22 protein-coding genes are annotated in these 20,149 nt (G+C 47.2%); 17 read left to right on the forward strand and 5 right to left on the reverse strand.

What is annotated here, in order from left to right:
- Positions 1–177: 177 nt before the first annotated feature.
- The gene (locus CXF70_RS10040; RefSeq protein ID WP_101802560.1) at positions 178–474 is read right to left on the reverse strand and encodes a hypothetical protein; all 297 of its coding nucleotides are present in this window, start codon (positions 472–474) and stop codon (positions 178–180) included.
- Between the two features lie 127 nt (positions 475–601).
- Between CXF70_RS10040 and CXF70_RS10045 the strand changes: the two genes are divergently transcribed.
- Positions 602–1,279: a hypothetical protein gene (locus tag CXF70_RS10045; protein WP_101802531.1), complete on the forward strand. Its 678-nt coding sequence runs from the start codon at positions 602–604 to the stop codon at positions 1,277–1,279.
- Between the two features lie 66 nt (positions 1,280–1,345).
- Here the strand turns inward: CXF70_RS10045 and CXF70_RS10050 are convergent, their stop codons facing one another.
- Together CXF70_RS10050 and CXF70_RS10055 are read right to left on the reverse strand one after the other, a co-directional pair.
- Complete coding sequence (locus CXF70_RS10050; protein ID WP_101802532.1) at positions 1,346–2,593, reverse strand: erythromycin esterase family protein; 1,248 nt, start codon at positions 2,591–2,593, stop codon at positions 1,346–1,348.
- A gap of 81 nt (positions 2,594–2,674) precedes the next feature.
- Complete coding sequence (locus CXF70_RS10055; protein ID WP_101802533.1) at positions 2,675–2,944, reverse strand: GNAT family N-acetyltransferase; 270 nt, start codon at positions 2,942–2,944, stop codon at positions 2,675–2,677.
- Positions 2,945–3,059: 115 nt separating this feature from the next.
- Here CXF70_RS10055 and CXF70_RS10060 point away from each other — a divergent pair, with 115 nt between their 5' ends.
- Positions 3,060–3,989 (forward strand): catalase family peroxidase, encoded by a 930-nt coding sequence (locus CXF70_RS10060; RefSeq protein ID WP_101802534.1) that lies wholly within the window; start codon positions 3,060–3,062, stop codon positions 3,987–3,989.
- Positions 3,990–4,327: 338 nt separating this feature from the next.
- Here the strand turns inward: CXF70_RS10060 and CXF70_RS10065 are convergent, their stop codons facing one another.
- Positions 4,328–5,707, reverse strand: a complete 1,380-nt coding sequence (locus CXF70_RS10065; protein ID WP_084243209.1) for a Glu/Leu/Phe/Val family dehydrogenase — start codon at positions 5,705–5,707, stop codon at positions 4,328–4,330.
- Positions 5,708–5,785: 78 nt separating this feature from the next.
- Positions 5,786–6,343: an SLOG family protein gene (locus CXF70_RS10070; RefSeq protein ID WP_101802535.1), complete on the reverse strand. Its 558-nt coding sequence runs from the start codon at positions 6,341–6,343 to the stop codon at positions 5,786–5,788.
- 147 nt (positions 6,344–6,490) lie between these two features.
- On the opposite strand from CXF70_RS10070, the gene CXF70_RS10075 reads away from it, so the two are divergent.
- From CXF70_RS10075 to CXF70_RS10145, 15 genes are all read left to right on the forward strand, one after another.
- Positions 6,491–7,441: a threonine ammonia-lyase gene (locus CXF70_RS10075; protein WP_101802536.1), complete on the forward strand. Its 951-nt coding sequence runs from the start codon at positions 6,491–6,493 to the stop codon at positions 7,439–7,441.
- A 74-nt stretch (positions 7,442–7,515) separates the two neighbouring features.
- Positions 7,516–7,674, forward strand: coding sequence for a YfhE family protein (locus CXF70_RS10080; protein ID WP_084243206.1), 159 nt, complete (start codon positions 7,516–7,518; stop codon positions 7,672–7,674).
- 163 nt (positions 7,675–7,837) lie between these two features.
- Positions 7,838–8,611, forward strand: coding sequence for an SDR family oxidoreductase (locus tag CXF70_RS10085; protein WP_101802537.1), 774 nt, complete (start codon positions 7,838–7,840; stop codon positions 8,609–8,611).
- An 18-nt stretch (positions 8,612–8,629) separates the two neighbouring features.
- Positions 8,630–9,202: a TetR/AcrR family transcriptional regulator gene (locus CXF70_RS10090; RefSeq protein ID WP_101802538.1), complete on the forward strand. Its 573-nt coding sequence runs from the start codon at positions 8,630–8,632 to the stop codon at positions 9,200–9,202.
- A 9-nt stretch (positions 9,203–9,211) separates the two neighbouring features.
- Positions 9,212–9,634, forward strand: a complete 423-nt coding sequence (locus CXF70_RS10095; RefSeq protein WP_084243203.1) for an acyl-CoA thioesterase — start codon at positions 9,212–9,214, stop codon at positions 9,632–9,634.
- Positions 9,624–11,396, forward strand: a complete 1,773-nt coding sequence (locus CXF70_RS10100; protein ID WP_101802539.1) for an acyl-CoA dehydrogenase family protein — start codon at positions 9,624–9,626, stop codon at positions 11,394–11,396. Before CXF70_RS10095 ends, CXF70_RS10100 begins: the two co-directional genes overlap by 11 nt.
- A gap of 14 nt (positions 11,397–11,410) precedes the next feature.
- Positions 11,411–12,385, forward strand: a complete 975-nt coding sequence (locus tag CXF70_RS10105; protein ID WP_101802540.1) for a quinone oxidoreductase family protein — start codon at positions 11,411–11,413, stop codon at positions 12,383–12,385.
- A gap of 75 nt (positions 12,386–12,460) precedes the next feature.
- Positions 12,461–13,381 (forward strand): ketopantoate reductase family protein, encoded by a 921-nt coding sequence (locus CXF70_RS10110; RefSeq protein ID WP_101802541.1) that lies wholly within the window; start codon positions 12,461–12,463, stop codon positions 13,379–13,381.
- A gap of 109 nt (positions 13,382–13,490) precedes the next feature.
- Positions 13,491–15,236, forward strand: coding sequence for a carbon starvation CstA family protein (locus CXF70_RS10115; RefSeq protein WP_101802561.1), 1,746 nt, complete (start codon positions 13,491–13,493; stop codon positions 15,234–15,236).
- Positions 15,237–15,325: 89 nt separating this feature from the next.
- A complete protein-coding gene (locus tag CXF70_RS10120; RefSeq protein ID WP_071152079.1) occupies positions 15,326–15,589 on the forward strand; it encodes a cory-CC-star protein in 264 nt (87 codons plus the stop codon).
- Between the two features lie 23 nt (positions 15,590–15,612).
- Entirely contained in the window at positions 15,613–16,554 is a 942-nt protein-coding gene (locus tag CXF70_RS10125) for an ArsA family ATPase (protein ID WP_101802542.1), read from the forward strand.
- Complete coding sequence (locus tag CXF70_RS10130; protein ID WP_101802543.1) at positions 16,551–17,534, forward strand: zinc-binding dehydrogenase; 984 nt, start codon at positions 16,551–16,553, stop codon at positions 17,532–17,534. Before CXF70_RS10125 ends, CXF70_RS10130 begins: the two co-directional genes overlap by 4 nt.
- A 70-nt stretch (positions 17,535–17,604) precedes the next feature.
- Positions 17,605–17,913 (forward strand): DUF4870 domain-containing protein, encoded by a 309-nt coding sequence (locus tag CXF70_RS10135; RefSeq protein WP_084243196.1) that lies wholly within the window; start codon positions 17,605–17,607, stop codon positions 17,911–17,913.
- A gap of 328 nt (positions 17,914–18,241) precedes the next feature.
- A complete protein-coding gene (locus tag CXF70_RS10140) occupies positions 18,242–19,171 on the forward strand; it encodes an aminoglycoside phosphotransferase family protein (protein ID WP_101802544.1) in 930 nt (309 codons plus the stop codon).
- Between the two features lie 104 nt (positions 19,172–19,275).
- Entirely contained in the window at positions 19,276–19,839 is a 564-nt protein-coding gene (locus tag CXF70_RS10145) for a VanZ family protein (protein WP_101802545.1), read from the forward strand.
- Positions 19,840–20,149: the final 310 nt, after the last annotated feature.

Consider the following 20,149-nt stretch of genomic DNA (forward strand, 5'->3'; position numbering starts at 1 on the left):
AAAGCGGAAATCGATTCACTTTTTTGCAGGAGTGCCATTTGTGATCGGCAAGCGGGGAGTTATGATCGGCTACGCGACTTTTATGATCGGCTACGCGCACTTTATGATCGGCTACGTGGCTTTTGTGATCGCCAACCCGTTTTTCACCGGAGCCAGCTCCAGCGCTTCCGCTTTCCTTTATTTACGATCCAACTTTTCAACTTCCTCGGAAGCGACAAAAGCAAGGTCGTCATTTCCGAACAATTGCAGCACATCAAGAAGCGTCTCGTTGCTGATTTCAAATTCAGTCGGATCGGCTTCTTCGACAGCGCGCACCAGTGCTTCGTTTTTGGATTGGGCAGGATAAGCTCTTTGGTAAAGCTGAACCGGATTTAGCTCATTTTGCAGGGACCAGGTGACAAAAAGCTGGATCATTGTCGCTTCATCCTGCTGGTATTTTTTGATGATCCATTCGTCGCGATTTTCATATTCCATACGTATCAGCTCCTTATCAGCAATTTTAACCTTAAATATTAAAAGAATATAGATGGATGCTTGGACTTCCATGAAAAAATCCTCTAGAATTTAACGCAAGACGCATGAGAGTATCGGAGGGAAAAAGATGAAATTAATTCAAGTAAGAAAAGGGCAGTTCGTCTACTATAATAACGAATTGCATAAAGTCTATTCGGTCAAACCATTGGCCAAAAAATCTGTTCACATGTTCCGGATCAAAGATATGGAGCAAGTGGACTGCAAAGCGGATGAAGTATCATTGTACAAGCCGCAGCATCTCGATTCGTTCCTGTTTTTCGGGAGCCGCTATACGCTGCGCGATGATATTGCCCCGGATGAAGGCGGGTATATCCTGATCAGTAAACCGGATCCTGATTATATGGATCATTATTCACTTAATGAATTCGAGAAAGTGGAATCGGTGGAAGGCAAGAATGTGGTGACGACCAGACAAAACACAGTGAAATTCAGGGAATTTTTCGTTATGGAACCGGGCGAGGCGCAAGGCAGCAAAGACATCGCTTATTTCGATAAGTCAAAAGTCGATGCCAGCCAGCTGGAAGCGGATAAAGAATTGATCGAAAAAATCCGCGAGCGCGACGCGATCCGTCCGTCCATCGGGGATGTCTACCTGAATCTGGATGACGCTTCGACTGCAATGGTAGTGGCGATTTCGAGTGAAGACGTAACACTCGGCAATGGAGACCGCCTGACATTCCATGAACTCTACAAAGCGGATAACTGGAACTTCCTCTATAACGTGGTTGACGGCGAGTTCCGTTAAACCGGATCTACGAATGCATTTTAATAAAGCCAGCTAAGGACGATTCCTTAGTTGGCTTTTTGCATTCTAAAGCGGCTTCAACGCTTCCGTACGGTCGAAAAACAGGAACGCGTCGTATCGCTTTGACATCATGGACGGCACGTAATTGCCGTAAGCTTCATGCTCCGGATTGTATACGACGCCGACTGCCCGGTGTCCGACCCAGCGATCGAACAAACGGCGGTTGCTGTCATCGAAAAGCAGCAGTTTATCATGCGCGCCAGTTCGGTGCAGCAATTCTTCCCATGAATTCTTCGCAGCAGGCGGCAGCACCATCTCTTCGTGCGGTGCTTCCCATGCTTCAGCTGCAATGACAGTGCCTTCGTACGAACCGAAACCGACAGCGAAAACATCTGCGGACGGATTCTGCTCGCGCAGCAATTGCCCGACATTGACCATGTTATCTTCTTTCATATCTGTCGCCCGTGCATCTCCTATATGCGTGTTATGCTCCCAGATGATAATGCGGGCATCTGTGCCGTGATACTTCCGCAATTCATTAACGGTTTCCACCATATGCTGGTCACGGACATTCCACGAATCAGCACCGCTTTTGAGCATGGCACGGTAATAAGCTTCCGCGTTCTTCGCAACCAGTGAATTGACCTGCAAGTTCAGGTCGGCTTCTTCATCATTCGTGTAATTCTCCGCGTTACTCCGTATGGAAGCCAGCAACCGGGTGACTTCTTCGATGCAGCTCTCCGAAAAAGTCGCGTACGAAATCGCGTATTTCTCCGGCTCCCGATTGCTCGGGTCGAAACAGGAAAATGCCTGCTTTGCCAGTTCCGCGTCGCCGCCTTCGGGATCCACATCGTTCAGATAATGAATCACTTCCTCCATCGACTCCCACAGACTGTACACATCGATTCCGTAAAAGCCGGTTTTTTTATTTTCCGAAGCGTTATAAACCTTCAGCCAATCAATAAAATCCGCAATTTCTTCATTTGCCCACATCCAGGTTGGCCAGCGGGTAAACGCCTGTTTAAGCATGTTCCGGGCGCTTTGATCCTCTTCGGCAAAATTATTGATGTAGCGATGTACCCGGTAAGCGGACGGCCAATCGCCTTCTACTGCAATCTGTGAAAAACCTTTTTCCTGAATCAGCCTTTTCGAGAATTCGGCGCGCCATCGGTAATATTCTGATGTCCCGTGGGTTGCCTCGCCCAGCAGGACAATTTTTGCGTCGCCCACAGCTTCCATCAATGGATCCAAACCATCTAACCCGTTGACAGGCTGTGCAAACCGGCTGATTGCTTCTTCCAACGTAAGATTCATCCCTGCACTTCCTTTCAAAAAATGATCGGAGGTCAAAATGGGGAAAAAAGCATATCCGCGAAACGGATATGCTTTTGAGAATCATTTCTTCAGAACATCTTGGTATTCCGGAGTCTTTTCAATGACGCCACGCGCAAAAGGGCATTGGGCATCGATGCTTTTTCCTTCATTACGGGCATATTGCACCACTTCGCTCACCAATTGCTTGCCGACGCCTTGTCCCGAAAGTTCAGGCGAAACTTCTGTGTGAGTCACTGTCAGCACATCACCCGATGGCGTATAAGCGAGTGAACCCAATTCCTCTGAGTCCCGTTCAACGTAGAATTTATTGTTGCCGTGTTTCACATCCATTGCATTGCCTCCTTTTTCATTTATAGTGATGTATTCCCGTTCTCGTTAAAAGTATTCAATAGCGGGTATAGAAAGGCATGGTTCATCTAAAAATATGTCAGGATGAGGTGATCGAATGGCAGATGAAAGACTTGCCGAAACTGCAGTCAATAAAATCGAGAAAGTGTTTGGAGAGCATGAAACCTATAGGCGTGCACATTCAAGAGGGATAGGGTACAGAGCCGTTTTTACGGCAAACGGCGAAGGGAAGAAATGGACCGTGGCGCAGCATCTGCGGGAAGGGGAGACCAAAGCTGTGGTGCGATTTTCGCACAGTGCTCCAGATCCTTTTTGGACGGATAATCTATCACCGGTAAAAGGCATGGCCGTGCAATTTCAGTTGCCGGACGGGCAAGTGATGAACAGTGTCGGCGTCACTTCGCCGATATTCTTTTCGCGTACACCGGAAGTGTTTACCGAAATGCTGGATATCGCGAAATCGTTTAAAAAGGGGCGGCTGCGATTGCGGGACCTCATCACCTTATTCATCAAATATCCGGAAAGCCGAGCGGCCATCCGCATCATCCGTAAAATGCAGAGCCCGGCGAGTTTCGCGACTGGCCTCTACCATTCCATTCACGCATTTTACCTGGTGAACGGCACCGGCCAGCGCGAACCTGTCAAATTCCAATGGCAGCCGGAAGCGGGCGAGGAATCGCTGAATCCGGCAGAGGCTGCCTCTGTGGAAAAAGGGGATTTTGAAAAAGAGCTTGAAGAACGCGTGGTACGGGGTGAAACAGCTTTCCGTCTGATAGCGGTGATCGGGGATGCAGGGGATCCCGTAGATGACCCGACAAAAGACTGGGCTAAAGACAGAAAGAAAGTTGAACTGGGGCGCCTGGTGCTGATGGAAAAGACTGACGATGCGGAAGGGTTGCTGTTTGATCCGACTGTCCTGGCGGAAGGCGTCGAATGTACGGATGATCCCATCCTGCATTTCCGCAACCCAGCATACGCTGTTTCCTATATGCGGAGGGAAAAGGAGAAGCAGGCGGGCCGAAGCTGAAAAAGCGGCATATATTGCTTGCCGATCATAAATGGCGCGTAGCCGATCACAAATGCCCCGTAGCCGATCATAAACTCTCGCTTGCCGATCACAAATGCGATATAACCGATCACAACTTGCTAATTGTTCAAAAATGAAATTTTTTCTCTTAGTTCGGTAGCTTTATTCGTTCTTGCAACGGGCTTTTTAAGAAACTCTTCTTCAAATCAGTCATATCCGAAGAAATAAAGCATTTCAGGCTCTCAAAAGTGAAGAATTAACTTATTCTCGACACAAAAAAAGCTGAAGCCCAATAGGACTTCAGCTTTTTATTGTTAACGGGCGCCTCAGCTTTTCTATCAATAAAGCTTCCCTTGTCTGTAAAGGACTTCAGATAAACGCGAAACTGAGTGGATATAGCAATTTTGGCGGAGCGGGAATGGATCTCCGTAAAATTGCGGCAGGATCATATCGAAAGTTTTCTTCATCTGCGCGACAAGTTTTTGGTAGATCTCGTCTTCAGTATCGTAGCGGGTTTCGCGACCTTGCAGCCATTCGAAATATGACACGATAACTCCGCCGGCATTCGCCAGGATATCAGGAATGATCACGACGCCTTTGTCGCTTAAGTATTTATCTGCCTCTTCTGTAGTCGGCGCATTTGCACCTTCTACAATAATCCGCGCTTTGATGTTTTCCATATTGCCTTCGTGCAGCTGGTTCTCCAGTGCAGCAAGGAATAATACATCCACATCGAGCGTAAGAAGCTCGTCGCGTCCGCGGATTTCGGCTTTTGCTCCGGTTTCAGCCAATTGCTCTTCTGTTGTCGGAAGGTCTCCTTTATTTTTCGCGGTAAAGGCGATCAATGCCGGAATGTTCAGGCCTTCTTCATTATATAAAGTTACGTTGCGGTCACTGACAGCAACGACCGTATTGTCGACCAATGGACATTTATAAGCTTCATGCGCTGTAACGGAACCAACGTTACCGAAGCCTTGTACGGCCACTTTCAATGGACGATGCGCCATTTCCAATGTGGTTTTGGCGAAGACGTTGTCCGTTGAAGATAATAATTCCTCTTTTTCCTTCAGGAAATCGTGGATCATATAACGGAATGAAAAGTAGACGCCTTTACCGGTCGCTTCCCGTCGGCCTTTAGAGCCGCCGTTCACCACCGATTTACCGGTGAAACTGCCCAGGTAAGGGGTACCGTGATGGATTTTCTTGTATTCAGCCATCATCCAGTCCATTTCACGTTCTCCGGAACCGACGTCCGGTGCCGGAATATCTTTGTCCGGTCCGATGACATCAGCGAAATACCGGACGTATTTACGGGATATTGCATTCAGTTCCTTCTCGGAATAATTGCGGGGATTGATGACGATGCCGCCTTTGCCTCCGCCGAATGGCACGTTATGCAAAGCGTTCTTCAATGTCATCAGGAAAGCCAGGTTCATGACCTCTTCTTCGTTAACCGATTCATGAAAACGGATGCCGCCTTTATAAGGGCCAAGCGCATCGTTATGCTGGACCCGGAAAGATGGGATCCGCACGACTTTTCCATTATCCAATGGAACGCGCAAATAGGATTTATGCACTTTGTTCGGTGTTGACAGGATGGAACTGAGTGAAGTGAAAGCTTGCTCACGCATCCCTTCGTTCAGCTCCGGTAAAAAACTTTCATCTTGCATTAATGCATCGAGTGAAGATTGGATGATTGCATTTGTCGGTTCTTCCATTTTGCTGCACCTCCGAAATTAGTATCTCCTATCTCCATACCCTGTCCGAATTGAAATATGCACAGGAGATTTCCGGTTCTATTCCCAGCTGTCGTATTGTTCCTCTTCCGTGACCACACGCAGATCGTCGGCAGTGATGAGCATAACCTGATAATCGTTCTTCTTGGCGTATTGCTCCGCTTCTTTTTTAATGAATTTCGGTGAGCCGTCCGTTTCTTCATCGTACATGATCAGGATGCCATCCGAATTCCGCAGGAAAAATTTATTCTTCTCGATGAATTGCCACGGAGCTTCGTAAGGGCGGTTCGTCAGGCTTCGATGGAAATCCGCCTGCCGAACGATTTCTTTGTATTTTTCCTGATTGGCTTCATTCCATTTGTTTTCCTGTTCCAGAAACGGCGTGAGAAGCGCGAACTTCAATTGAGGAAATTCCTCTTTCATCTCGATGGCCACTTCTGCCGCCCATGTCTCGACGCCCAGCTGTCCGCTGACCAGAATCCATTCCAAGCCCTCATCAAGCAATGCGCGAAAGCGATTTTCCAAGGCTTTTTTTATAAAGCGCACGCCAGGGTTCTTATCGTCGAAAATTCCCAGCTCATGCTGTTTATATCCTGTCACCACTAATCGTTTCAACAAAATTCTCACCTCGCACCAGTTAAAGTTTCATATTTCCAGTCTACCGTACTCCTGCTTCCTTTTATACTCGCAACCAATCGGCTTTTCTTATTAACAGAATAGTCAATCGGATTGTGTTAAAATTTCCTGCATAAAGGAGTGGAGCAGATGGTCAATTTACGTGATATTGAAAATGCCCGTGAAGAGATAAAAGATGTTATCCATCAGACGCCGCTGCTGGAATCGGAATTGCTGAACGCAAAAGCGGGCAGGCGGATATTCCTGAAAGCCGAGCATTTGCAGAAGACGGGGTCGTTTAAAATAAGGGGAGCAGTGAACGCTGTAAAACAGGCGGTACAGAAAGGCGCAAAATCCATCACGGCGGCTTCATCCGGGAACCACGGGCAGGCGGTCGCCTATATCGCCGGAAGGCTGGGGATTCCGGCTGTAATCGTGGTGCCGGAAGATGCGAACCGCGCAAAAGTGGCGGCTATCGAGGCATACGGCGGAAAAGTGGAGTATTGCGGCTTCACTTCCGCTGACCGCATCCCGCGCGCAAAAAAATTAGCCGAAGAAAACGATGGCGTTTATATTCCGCCTTATGACCATCCTTATATCATCGCGGGGCAAGGCACAGTCGGCCTCGAAATCCTCGAACAATTGCCTGATGTCGATCTCATCGTTGTGCCGGTGGGCGGAGGCGGCTTGATCAGCGGAATTTTGACGGCTGTAAAAGAAAGCAAGCCCAATGTCAGGGTCATCGGGGTTGAACCGGAAAGCGGCAATGACACTTTCCTGTCACTTGAAGCTGGAAAAATCATGGCAGTATCGGGCAGCCAATCCATCGCGGACGGTTTGCGCACTTCGCAACCCGGTGAACTGACATTTCCGATCCTGCAAAAAAATATCGACGGCATCGTCCTGGTCACAGAAGAAGAAATAAAATTTGCGATGCAATTTTTCATTGAACGCACCAAGCAGCTCATTGAACCCTCTGCGGCTGCCGCTGTCGCCGCAGTCCTGACAGGGAAGGCGGGAGAGCCGAATGAAAAAATTGCCGTGGTCCTTTCTGGCGGCAATATCGACTTGCCGGCACTCCGCACCTATCTGCCCGATTAGACGTTTAACAGAGTACGTGCCGGGAAAAGAGTAGTATAAACAAAATTTATCGATGACTAAAGGAGAGGATCAAGATGGCAGACAACAAACAGCCTCATGAAAAGCTGACAGAGAAGAACAACGGCTTGAACGACACTCAGGAAGTCCTTTACAGCGAAGATTTTAAAAAAGCGGATAAAGCTGGCGAACAGCAACGTGAGGAAAATGACGAGAAGAAAAAAGACGATAAATAATTTGCAGCCCCAGTGATCAAATAATCACTGGGGCTTTTTTGTGTAAACAATTTCCCGGTCATCATTGCATTGTAAAGGACTCAAATGTAGAATGAAGTTTAAGTATTCTGAACATACCAACTGGTAGGTATGTTGAATCTTAAAATGGCTGGAGGGAAGCTGAATGCATGTAATGGATCTGTTTAAGTTAGAAGGGAAAACCGCTATTGTCACCGGCGGAGGACGGGGACTCGGGGCCCAAATCGCAGAGGGGTTCGCGGAAGCAGGGGCAAACGTAGTTGTTTGTTCGCGAAAATTGGAGGCGTGCGAAGAAACAGCAGAGATGCTGAAAGGGCTAGGTGTCAAAGCACTGGCATTGAAATGTGACGTTACAAACGAGCAGGATGTGGAAAACGTCATCCGAAAAACCGTCGAAGAATTCGGTACGGTCGATATACTGGTGAACAATTCAGGAGCGACATGGGGCGCACTGGTGGAAGAAATGCCGCTTGAAGCCTGGCAGAAAGTGATGAACGTCAATGTTACAGGGACATTCCTGATGAGCCGTGCTGCCGGCCAAGTGATGATCAAACAAAAGAGCGGGAAAATCATCAACATTTCTTCTGTCGCGGGACTCGGCGGCATCGATCCGGAGCTGATGAATACGATCGGCTATAACACAAGTAAAGGCGCGGTGATTACGTTCACAAAAGATCTGGCTGCAAAATGGGGTCAGCACAATATCAATGTCAACGCGATTGCGCCAGGATTTTTCCCGACGAAAATGTCGGAGGTCCTGATCGAACGTGGGAAAGAGCAATTTTTGAAACAGACGCCGCTGAACCGTTTCGGCACGGATGAAGACTTAAAAGGAGCCGCTTTATTCCTGGCTTCAAGTGCATCCGATTATATTACAGGAGATGTCGTCGTCGTTGACGGGGGCATGCACGTCCTTTGAAGAATGTGAGGTAAGGCAATGAAAGACAGGATCAAAGAGCAGAGCATCATCTTTTTCGAGAAAAAGGGCTTCAGTGAAACGTCAATCCAGGATATCGTGGAAGCGCTGAATGTCACAAAAGGCACGTTCTACTATTATTACAGCAGCAAAGAACAGCTGTTGATGGAAATTCATAAAGAGTATATCGACGACCTATTGCAGCGCCAGCAAAAAATCATCGACAGTGGTGAAAGCCAAAACGCCAAGCTGAAAGAGATCATCCACTTGCTGATTTCGGATATTGCGAAAAACGGGGACAGCGGCAAAGTGTTTTTCCGTGAAATGCGCCATCTGGCAGATGACAATGCAGCGGAAATCAAAAAGAGACGCGAGCAATTCCGCCTTAATATAGAAGAAGTTATTCGGGAAGGTGAGAAAAAAGGTGAATTCAAGCAGCAATTGCAGCCGGATATAACAGCACTCGCGGTATTGGGGATGACCAATTGGACCTATCAATGGTTCAATACAGCCGGCGAACTGACGGCAGATGAACTTGCTGAACAATACAGCAGCATTATTCTGGATGGGATCAATATGCGTAACGGAGGGTGAGATATAGAAATGGCCTACGAAACGAACGTGAAAGTGCGTTTTTGTGAAACCGATGCACTCGGACATATCAGCAACATCAGTTATTTTATCTATCTGGAGGAAGCGCGTACCGATTTTTTTGTTGAACTGGGATTCGGAGCAGATCTGGAGGATTGGAAAGTCATCATGGCTTCCGCTAAATGCGATTTTGTGCGGCAGGGATATTACAATCAAAAACTGAAAGTGGTTTCTGAAGTCCAGAGAATCGGACGGTCGAGCTTCACAATTGTCCACCGGATTGAAGATGCGGAAAATGGCGAGTTGATCGCAAAAGGCGAAGCGAGTGCCGTCTATTATGACTTTAAAGCACAGAAATCAGAAAAGATTCCGGATCATCTTCGCGATGTGCTCGAAAAACATCTAGTGAAGGAGACGGTAGTACATGACCAATGAAACATTGAATTATCCTGGCGCAGGTTTTCTTTACCAGCCTTCAGGGGCAGAAGCGGTTTTTACACCCGAAGATGTGAGTGATGAGCATCTGCTGATCGGCAAAACGGCCAAACGGTTTTTGGAAAAGGAAATACGCCCGAATAATGAAAGGATCGAGCAGCAGGATTTCGAACTGGTAAGGGAACTCATGCAAAAAGCGGGTGAACTCGGGTTGTTGGCACATAGTGTGCCGGAAAAATATGGCGGACTCGGCCTCGATAAAATCAGCAAAGGCATTGTCGGGGAAAACCTCGGGTCAGCTGGCGGCTATGGCGTCGCCCATTCGAATCATACTTGCATTGCGACTTTGCCGATTACGTATTTCGGCACGCCGGCGCAGAAAGAATATTATTTGCCAAAGCTGGCATCAGGTGAATTCATCGGAGCTTATTGCCTGACTGAACCGGAAGCGGGATCGGATGCGCTTTCTGCCCGGACGACGGCAGTGTTGAACGAAGCAGGAACGCATTATTTACTGAACGGCAGTAAAATGTTCATCACAAATGCGGCATTTTCAGATACGTTCATTGTTTATGCAAAAGTGGATGGCAAGGCCTTTACTGCTTTTATCGTGGAAAAAGATTTCCCGGGGTTGTCTCTGGGAGCCGAAGAAGCGAAGATGGGCATCAAAGGTTCTTCGACGCGCACAGTGAGCTTCGATAATTGCGAAGTGCCGGTGGAAAACCTGCTGGGTGCAATCGGCAAAGGGCATGTCATCGCTTTGAATGTCCTGAATCTTGGCCGCTTCAATTTGGGCTCTGCCTGTATGGGCGCTGCGAAATACGGGCTGCACCTGGCAGCTGCCTATACGAAAGAACGGAAACAATTCGGCAAAGCGATCTCGGAGTTTCCGGCAACCCAGGAGAAATTGGCGTTGATGGCGGTCCGCATCTTCGAATCAGAATCGCTGCAATACCGCACCGCCGGTTATCTGGAAGATGCACTTGGCGGACTTTATGACAGTGAAGACCATGCGCTGATTGCAAAACGCCTGATGGAATATGCCACTGAATGCGCAGTCTGCAAAGTGCACGGTTCAGAAACGCTCGACTTTGTAGCGGATGAAGCGCTGCAGCTGCACGGCGGCTACGGCTATATCAAAGAATACAAAGTGGAGCAGATGTACCGGGATTCACGGATCAACCGCATTTTTGAAGGCACCAACGAAGTGAACCGCCTGTTGATACCAGGTGGATTATTAAAACAGGCGGGCAAAGGAACTCTGCCGTTAGGGGAGTATATCGCACAGGCAGTCGCCGAAATGAACAACCCGAAAGTCGGTTCCATCGGTATTATTTCCCGGGAAATAGAAGCCGTGCTCGCCATCCGCCGAGTTTTCCTGCTTGCTGCAGGCATGGCCTTTGAAACTTTCGGAGAAGGTCTGGCGGAACAGCAGGAAACATTGATGAAGCTGGCGGACATCGGCATCCAGCTGTATGCGGCAGAATCCGCGGTATTGCGGACCCAAAAAGCGCTTGCCAAAAATGGCGAAGAAAAAGAGACGCTGAAAGTCGAATTGACTAAAGCACTGCTCGACGAAGCTTTGCTGACGGTTGAAATGTCTGCTCGTAAAATGATGCAGGGAATTTCAAGCGGCCGCGCATTAAAAGACAGCATGGCGCTTGTCAGCAACGAACTCAGCCGCCTTCACGCGGAACAAAGCAATGCAACCAAACGACATATCGCGGCGGCTGTTCTCGAAGCGGAGCAGTATATAAGTTAAGGGGGGAAGAATGGATGAAAGTAATTAAATTCGAACAATACGGCGGACCTGAAGTTCTGCAATACACAGAAGCGGAACGTCCGGAGCCAGCCGACAATGAAGTGCTGGTTGAAGTGAAGGCGATTGGTGTCAACTACGCGGATACGGCGCGCCGCGAAGGGCAATACGTGGTGCCGACGCCGTTACCATACATTCCTGGTTCAGAAGCAGCCGGTGTAATTGTGGCAACGGGCAGCAAGGTCAAAAGGTTCGAAGCGGGGATGCGCGTGTCAGCGCTGATCGAATCCGGTGCCTATGCTGATTTTGTAACAATCGACGCGAATACACTCATTCCGATTCCGGGTGAAGTAGATTTTGAACAAGCGGTTGCACTGCCGCTGCAGGGTTTGAGTGCCTATCATGTCTTGACGACGATGGGCCGCCTCGAAAAAGGGGAAACGGTATTGATCCATGCCGCTGCAGGCGGTGTCGGAGCGATTGCCGTTCAACTGGCGAAATTATTCGGTGCAGGAAAAATTATCGCCACAGCCAGCTCAGCGGAAAAGCTGGAGCACGCGAAAGCGTTAGGCGCGACTCATCTTGTCGATTACACAAAAGAAGATTGGGTCGAAGAAGTGAAGAGCATCACCGATAACAAAGGGGTCGACCTGGCGCTTGAAATGGTCGGCGGCGAAGTATTCAACAAAACATTGAAATGCCTGGCGCCATTCGGGCGTCTCGTCATTTTCGGCGCTGCCAGCGGTGAACAGGCGCAATTCCATCCAGGGCAATTGATGAGAAAAAACCAGTCGGTAATCGGCTTTTTCCTGCCGCAGATCATGCGAAAACCGGAGCTGTTCCAAAAGAGTTTGCAGGAGCTGCTCGGTTATATGGCAAGCGGCGAGTTGAAACTGACAATCGGGGGCAGCTATCCACTAGCTGATGCAGCTGACGTTCATCGATTGCTGCAGAGCCGCAAGACAATTGGAAAACTGGTTCTCAAGCCATAACAGACGCAATGAAACTCTCATCTCTAACTTAAGGTGAGAGTTTTGCTGCACGTAATTCTGAAGGAGGCAATAATTATGAAAATACTCATTGTCGGTGCCGGTGCCATTGGCGGTTATTTCGGTGGGCGCCTTCTTGAAAAAGGGGAAGACGTCACATTTTTGGTTCGGGACAGACGAAAAGAAGAACTCGAATCAACTGGTTTGAAAATAGAAAGTGTGAATGGCGACTGCCTCCTCACACCCAACTTGATCACCAAAGACAGTGAGCCGGCAGCGTATGACGTGGTATTGCTGTCGACGAAATCCTACCAGCTGGCAGGGGCTATTCAAGATGTACTGCCGTTTGTCGGAGACGAAACGATGGTGCTGCCGTTATTGAACGGCATCTCCCATATCGATCAATTGACCGAAGCTTTCGGTGAGCAGTCGGTCATTGGCGGTCTGTGCTTTGTGGAAGCGACTCTCGGTGAAAACGGGACGATTGTCCAGACCAGTCCGTTGAATCAGCTGGTTTACGGAGAACGGAGCGGTGAACAAAGCGACAGAATCGAACGCTTGAAACAATCTTTCGAAGGAACGAAAGCTGAATTTATCCTGAGCGATAACATTAACCAGGAGATGTGGCATAAATATTTGTTCATCACGACGATGTCGGGCATCACGACTTTGTTTGAAGAGCCGATCGGACCGATCCGCGAACTGGAATCCGGCCAGCGCACCATTGCAGCGTTGCTGAAAGAACTGGAAGAAGTGATGGCGAAATTCGGAGCTCCGATCGAGCAAGGGATATCCAGTAAGCTGCTCGAGAAAATCAACAGCTTGGGTGATGGGATGAAATCTTCGATGCAGCGTGATGCCGAGAAATCGCTGCCGATTGAAGCGGATCATCTGCAGGGGTATCTGCTGGAACGTGCAAAGGAATTGAAAGTTGCAGTCCCGGTTCTCGAAACGGTCTATACGAAATTGAAGCTTTATGAAAAAGGTGTAAATAATTAACTGAAAATTAAATAGACAGAACATTTACAAAATTTTTTTATTAGAATATGATTAAGTGGCAAGCGTGAAAGCGCTTGCTGAATTTAAAAAGAAGAGGGAGTTGAGAGATTTGAATGCTATTGCACTCGCGGCCATTGGACTTTTTATCTTTGCTTTAGGTTACCGCTTTTATTCTAAATTTGTAGCAGAGAAAATTTTCCGCCTGGATCCGAATTACGTAACGCCGGCCCATAAATTCAAGGATGGCGTCGATTTCGTTCCAACCAATAAATTCGTCTTATGGGGACATCATTTTACATCCGTTGCCGGAGCCGCACCGATTCTGGGACCGGCGATCGCTGTGTACTGGGGCTGGCTCCCAGCTGTATTATGGGTAGTGCTGGGAACAGTATTCGCTGCAGGTGTCCACGATTTCGGTACACTCGTCCTTTCTGTAAGAAATAAAGGCCAGTCTGTCGGCACACTTGCGCACCGCTTGATCGGACAGCGCGGCAAAGTCCTATTCCTTTTCATCATTCTGATTCTTGTTCTGATGGTTAATGCCGTATTTGCCTGGGTTATCGCAAACTTATTCATTTCATTCCCGGCAAGTGTCATTCCGGTATTCATCCAGATTCCGCTTGCTGTCTGGATCGGTTACGCAGTTTACAAGCGAAATACGAAAATGCTTGTGCCTTCGCTGATTGCTCTGGCAGTAATGTATGGCGCCGCCATTTTCTCAAGTCAATATGAATTCCTTCAGATTGACCTTGTCCGTTACATGGGCGGAGAAGAGGGAGCCGGATTATTCGGTCTCGGCGCGATTTCCACCGCCTTCTTTATCTGGATCATCGTCTTAATGATTTATGTTTACATCGCTTCAACTTTGCCGGTATGGAAATTGCTCCAGCCGCGTGATTTCATCAACTCCCATCAATTGATCGTCGGTCTGGGAATCCTTTATCTTGGCTTATTGTTCACAAATCCTGAAATCACAGCACCGATGACGAACACGGTGACCGACGTTTCCTGGTTCCCGCTGCTGTTTATCACGATTGCATGTGGTGCGATTTCCGGTTTCCACGGACTCGTATCTTCGGGAACTTCTTCCAAACAGCTTGATAAGGAAACGGATGCACGTTTCGTTGGTTACCTTGGGGCTGTCGGGGAAGGTATTCTGGCATTGATTTCAATCATCGCCGTTATCACATTTTTCCCTAACCGCGAAGCATTCCTGGCTACTTACAGCAGTTTCGCTGCTTCGAGCGGTTCCGGTCTTGGCTCGTTTATCCAAGGTGCGTCCCAGTTGGCTACGGGGTTGATGATCCCTTCTGCCATCGCTGCAACAATCGTATCTGTCATCGTCGTATCTTTTGCGGCGACTACGCTTGATACATCTGTCCGCTTGATGCGTTACATCATTTCAGAACTGGGAGTCGAGTACAATATCCCATCTTTGGAGAAAAAACACGTTGCGACAACAATCGCAGTTGTAGCGAGTGCTGCACTTGTGCTGATTCCGGAAGGGCCGAACGGTTTCGGTTCAGGCGGGTATCTGCTGTGGCCGTTATTCGGTACCTCGAACCAGCTGTTGGCTGGCATCAGCTTGCTGCTCATCTCCATATGGCTGAGACAGCTAGGGCGCAGCTACGTCATCACCATTGTGCCAATGATATTCCTGATGTTCATGACGCTTTGGGCGATGTTCCAGCAGGTATTCCTGCAATGGGCATGGTACGCTGCAGCTCCTAATATGCTGCTGTTCGTATTCGGAGCCATCATTTTCGTCTTCGCGTTATGGATCATCATTACAGCGATACAGGTGCTCGCAAGTAAAGACAATTCAAAACTGCTCGGAAACGAAAAAATAGAATAATCATGGAGAAGGGATCATACTTGATGTGATCCCTTCCATTTTTATTGTCCAGTTGCATACATATTCTTTACTGGAAAAGAGGTGTTGAAATGCCGATCACCGATAACTTGAAAAGGTTGATCAAATGGTATGAAGCGGTGCTCGAACATCCGCATAAAACGGAAATCGCGCGGGAACTGCGGGCAGAAGACGATTTGTTCCTGCTGATGCTATACTCGGAAATGCTGGGTATTCCGAATCCCGCCTATTATTACACGCTTGAACTGTATCCTTATATGATCGAAGAATTCCATGACTGGCATTTACGCATGGGCATGGAAAAATCACCGCTTTCCGGAATCCGCTGCTGCTAATTTCAATGAAAAGAGGTTAAGGAATGGACGTTTTATCGAAAAGCATCATCTTTGTCGGAGGCAAAGGCGGCGTCGGCAAATCTACGTCGGCCGCCGCCATCGCCTCGAAATCCGCAGACAGCGGCTTTAAAACTTTGCTGATTTCAACAGACCCCGCCCATAACGTCGGGGACATCTTCAACCAGAAAATCGGCGGCAATACGAAAGAAATCGCTAAAAATCTCTATGCACTTGAAATTGATCCGGAAATCGAAACAGAGAAGTACATCAAAGGTGTAAAAGAGAATATCAAAGGGACCGTTCACACGAGCATGATGGAAGAAGTGAACCGTCAGCTTGATACAGCGAAAGCTTCTCCCGGCGCCGACGAAGCGGCGCTGTTTGATAAGCTGATCCACATCATTCTGGAAGAGCGCCAGAACTTCGATAAACTGGTGTTTGATACAGCACCGACCGGCCACACGATCCGTCTTCTGACATTGCCGGAATTGATGGGAGTCTGGATTGAAGGGCTGCTCGATAAGCGGCGCAAGACGAACGAAAACTATTCCGCGCTGTTAAATGACGGCGAACCGCGTGAAGATCCGATTTATGATGTGCTGCGCGAGCGCCAGGAGCGTTTTTCAAAAGCGCGCGATATTTTATTGAATGAAGAGGAAACCGGTTTTATCTTCGTGTTGAACCCGGAACGGTTACCGATCCTGGAGACGAAAAAAGCGCTGGAATTGCTGCATCAATACCATTTGCATGTAAAGACGCTGATCATCAATAAAGTCCTGCCGGAAGAAGCGGATGGCGACTTTTTGATGGAACGCAAGAAGCACGAAAAGAAATACATGGAACTGATCCGGGAAACATTCCCGAAACAACAGCTGATTTTCATCCCGTTATTTTCACAGGACATCATCAGCATGGATCAATTGAAAATGTTCAGCGAAAACTTTGAGCAAGGAGGAATAGCGTGAAAGCATTTGTGATTGAACAAGGAGAACTGAAGATAACAGATATGCCGGAACCGGAAACGAAAAAAGGTGAGGTGCTCGTCGCGTTGAAAACCGCGGGCATCAACCGCCGCGATTTGAACCTGGTGAACCGCCACGGCAATAAGCCGGAGCCGCTGATTATCGGATCGGACGGGGCAGGTGTTGTGGAAGCGGTGGGAGAAGGTGTGTCGAACGTTGAAGTCGGCGATGAAGTCATCATCAATCCTGCGCTCCGCTGGTTTGCAAATAGTGATGCTCCTCCTGCGGAATTCGATATTCTGGGCATGCCCGACCACGGAACATTTGCGGAAAAAATCGCTTTATCTGCAGAACAGGTTGAAAAAAAACCGCATCATCTTACATGGGAAGAAGCGGGTGGCCTTGCGCTGCCGGCTTTGACCGGCTACCGTGCTTTGTTTACAAAAGGAGAAGTCAAAAAGGGTGATACGCTATTCATCCCGGGAGCGGGGAGCGGTGTTGCCACATTTCTGATCCAGTTTGCGAAAAATATCGGAGCCCGCGTGATCGTCACTTCGAGAAGCGAAGAGAAGCTGGCCCATGCCAAAGAAATTGGAGCGGACCTGGCCATCGCAACCGACAGTGACTGGGTTAAGGAATTGGAAAATGAAACAATTGATCTTGCCATCGACAGCGTCGGTGCAGCGACTTTCAACCGCACACTCGATGTCCTGAAAAAAGGCGGCCGAATTGTCATTTTTGGTGCGACAACAGATGACGTCGTCGATTTCGATCTGCGGAAATTCTTCTATGGCCAATATCAATTATTTGGTTCGACCATGGGCAGCCGCGACGAATTGCGTGAAATGATCAATCACCTTGACCAATACAAGATGCATCCCATTGTCGGTAAAGTTTTCGAACTCAACGAAGCACAGCAGGCATTCGATTACTTGAAAGACGCCAAGCAATTCGGCAAAGTTATTTTGCGAATCAGCCATTAATTTTGAAACCTGACGGCCTTTCATCCGTATTAAGGAGTATAAGAACCAACATTACTGGAGGTAATGAATAATGGAAACCAAAGGATTAAAAGTCCTCGTCCACGCCAGTGCGTTTTTTGCTCCGTTCCTTGTGCCGTTTATCGTGTTTCTAATTTCTGAAGACAAAGATGTAAAACGCCTATCCATCCAGGCTTTGCTGTTCCAGATAGTACTCGGAGCGCTCCTGTTCGCTTCAGGCTTGCTCACCGTCATACTGATTGGTATTCCAATGCTGATCGTGTTCGGTCTTATCGGTGTGATAGTCCCAATTCTCGGCATCATCACTGCCTTGAACGACCAGCACTTCAGCTATCCGATCGTTGGCAGCTGGTACTATTAAGAAAAGCGGTAGAGTCCAGACAAAAAAAGTCCTTCGGGGCTTTTTTTCTTTGTGGAAAACCGTTCGTAAAGGTGTAAAGTATGCGGCGAACGTTCGTAAAGTGTTTTGGTACATTTACGAACGTTCTTTTTGTGGGTTTATAGAGGATGTTGGGGCGTTCGTAAAAGTGTACTTTTACGAACGGTTTTTAAATTACATACGAACTTATAAAAATAACCGTTTTTAAATTTTCTAATTATTGGTAATATAACCATATACATATTTAGATTAGATAGACGATGGAAACGGTCCGGATAAAGGAGATCAAACAGAAAGTAGGCAGAATTAAATGAAGGCTAAAACAATCGTAAAGAATTTTGGCTTTGAAGTTGAAGAAGAGCCAGTCAGCATCTATCCGTTTTCGCCAGTGTACCGGATGAAACGACCTGAAGGCGACTTTATCGTCAAAAAAACGCAGCATCCAATCGAAAAAGCAAATCGTCTCATGAGATATACAAGAGTATTAAACGAACAAGGTGTTGATGTGGTCACTCCGGCAAAAATTCAATTAGAAAATCCAAGGACGATGGATGAAGAAACCTACGTCGTTTATCCTTTTGTTCAAGGAATTCCTTATACCGGGCAGGATAGAGAAATCGTAGAAGCAGGAAGATTACTTGGACGAATCCACGCATTATCCCCAGCTGATAATGAATATGCATTGGATATATACAATGTATTCGATTTCACGGAAGTGGAAGTGAAAGAGAGCTTCCAGCACATTGAACAGAATGCAGCTTCTCACGGCATTACAATGAATCCGAAATTAGAAGACCGGCTTCTGCAAGCGGTTCGTCAACAAGAGGAGCTGAAGCAAGCCGGTTTGTTGTTTGTCGCAACACCGCACGATTTCAAAGCGAATAATCTTGTTTATACGCCTCAGCCTTATTTGATTGATCCGGATAATGCTGGATGGGTTCCCCGAATATTTGATTTGGCACTCGTCCTATTGCTGTTCCATAATGAACTTGCCTCTGCACCCGACCGAACGTTTACAAAAAAGCAATGGCACCTGTTTCTAACTGGATATGGGGAATCCGTAAACTTATCGCATGAGGAGAAAGCGAATTGGCCGAAAGCACTGGACCATGTTTTTCTCGATGAAGTGATGTGGCTGATGGCAGATGTAGAAGAAGATTGGCGTAATCCAGCGCAGCGGGCTTTATTTAATAGCCTTATTCAATTGTTCTTGGACTTTGAAGAATACAGTTTAATTTAAATAATGTGCAGTAACTAGAATCAATGGGAAGTGGGATCTGAATGTAACTTAAGTGCAGATAAGTTACATTCAATTACAACAATTTTTGAAAGGAGTGTTTTTAATTGGTTCAGTTATGGCGAATGCTGGGAGACGCGGTGATTCCATTTCTTCTGATTGTCATGATAGGAAGTGTCCTTGTTTATTTTGTTGCTCGGCGACGAAATGGGTTATCCAGCAGAATAATTGTTAACCTACTGCTTGCGGCTAGCATGCTAGGAATTTTGATGGTGACCGTATGGATCGGCGGTGCTCGTGGAATGCCGAGTATTGTTAATCTAACGCCTTTTATTGGCATATATAATGCATTATTTCATTCGGCCGATTTAACGGTTGCTATGCGAAACCTTACGTTGAATGCGTTGCTGTTTATACCTTTTGGTTTTTTTCTATCCGCAAGATTATTTCAAGTAAAAAGTAAGCTTTGGCTAAAGGTTACAGTTATGGGTTTGTGCTTTTCATTGATTATTGAAGGATTGCAGTTTATGGTTCCAACCGGAAGGGCCGTAGACATAGATGATCTGATAGCAAATACGGCGGGGACATTTCTAGGATACATAAGCTGGGTTTATGTAAAGGCTAAAATTCCAGGACGATTCTGGCTTAATAGACATCGGACATTGACTTAAGAGCTTAATGACTCTTTCAGGCTTGCAACTGCAATTCAATCTTGAAAGGTGTTTTCTCAAAGATGTTGAATGTAACTTATTGTGAATTAAGTTACATTCAGACTTAAGTAAAATAAATAGAAAATGGTGAACAAGAATGGTAATAGATGTGGGTGCAGAAAGTCTCTGGGAGATTTTAAAGTCAATTTTCGGGAGAATAAAATATAGTTTTCTTTCTAAAGATCAGAAAATCGAATTTAACTTAAGTCAACTTCAAAAAAAGTATTGGTTTGAACAACTTGTTTTAGAGTCTCCATCTCTTGTTCAACTG

The organism is Planomicrobium sp. MB-3u-38, from assembly GCF_002836425.1.
Lineage (GTDB): Bacteria > Bacillota > Bacilli > Bacillales_A > Planococcaceae > Planococcus > Planococcus okeanokoites.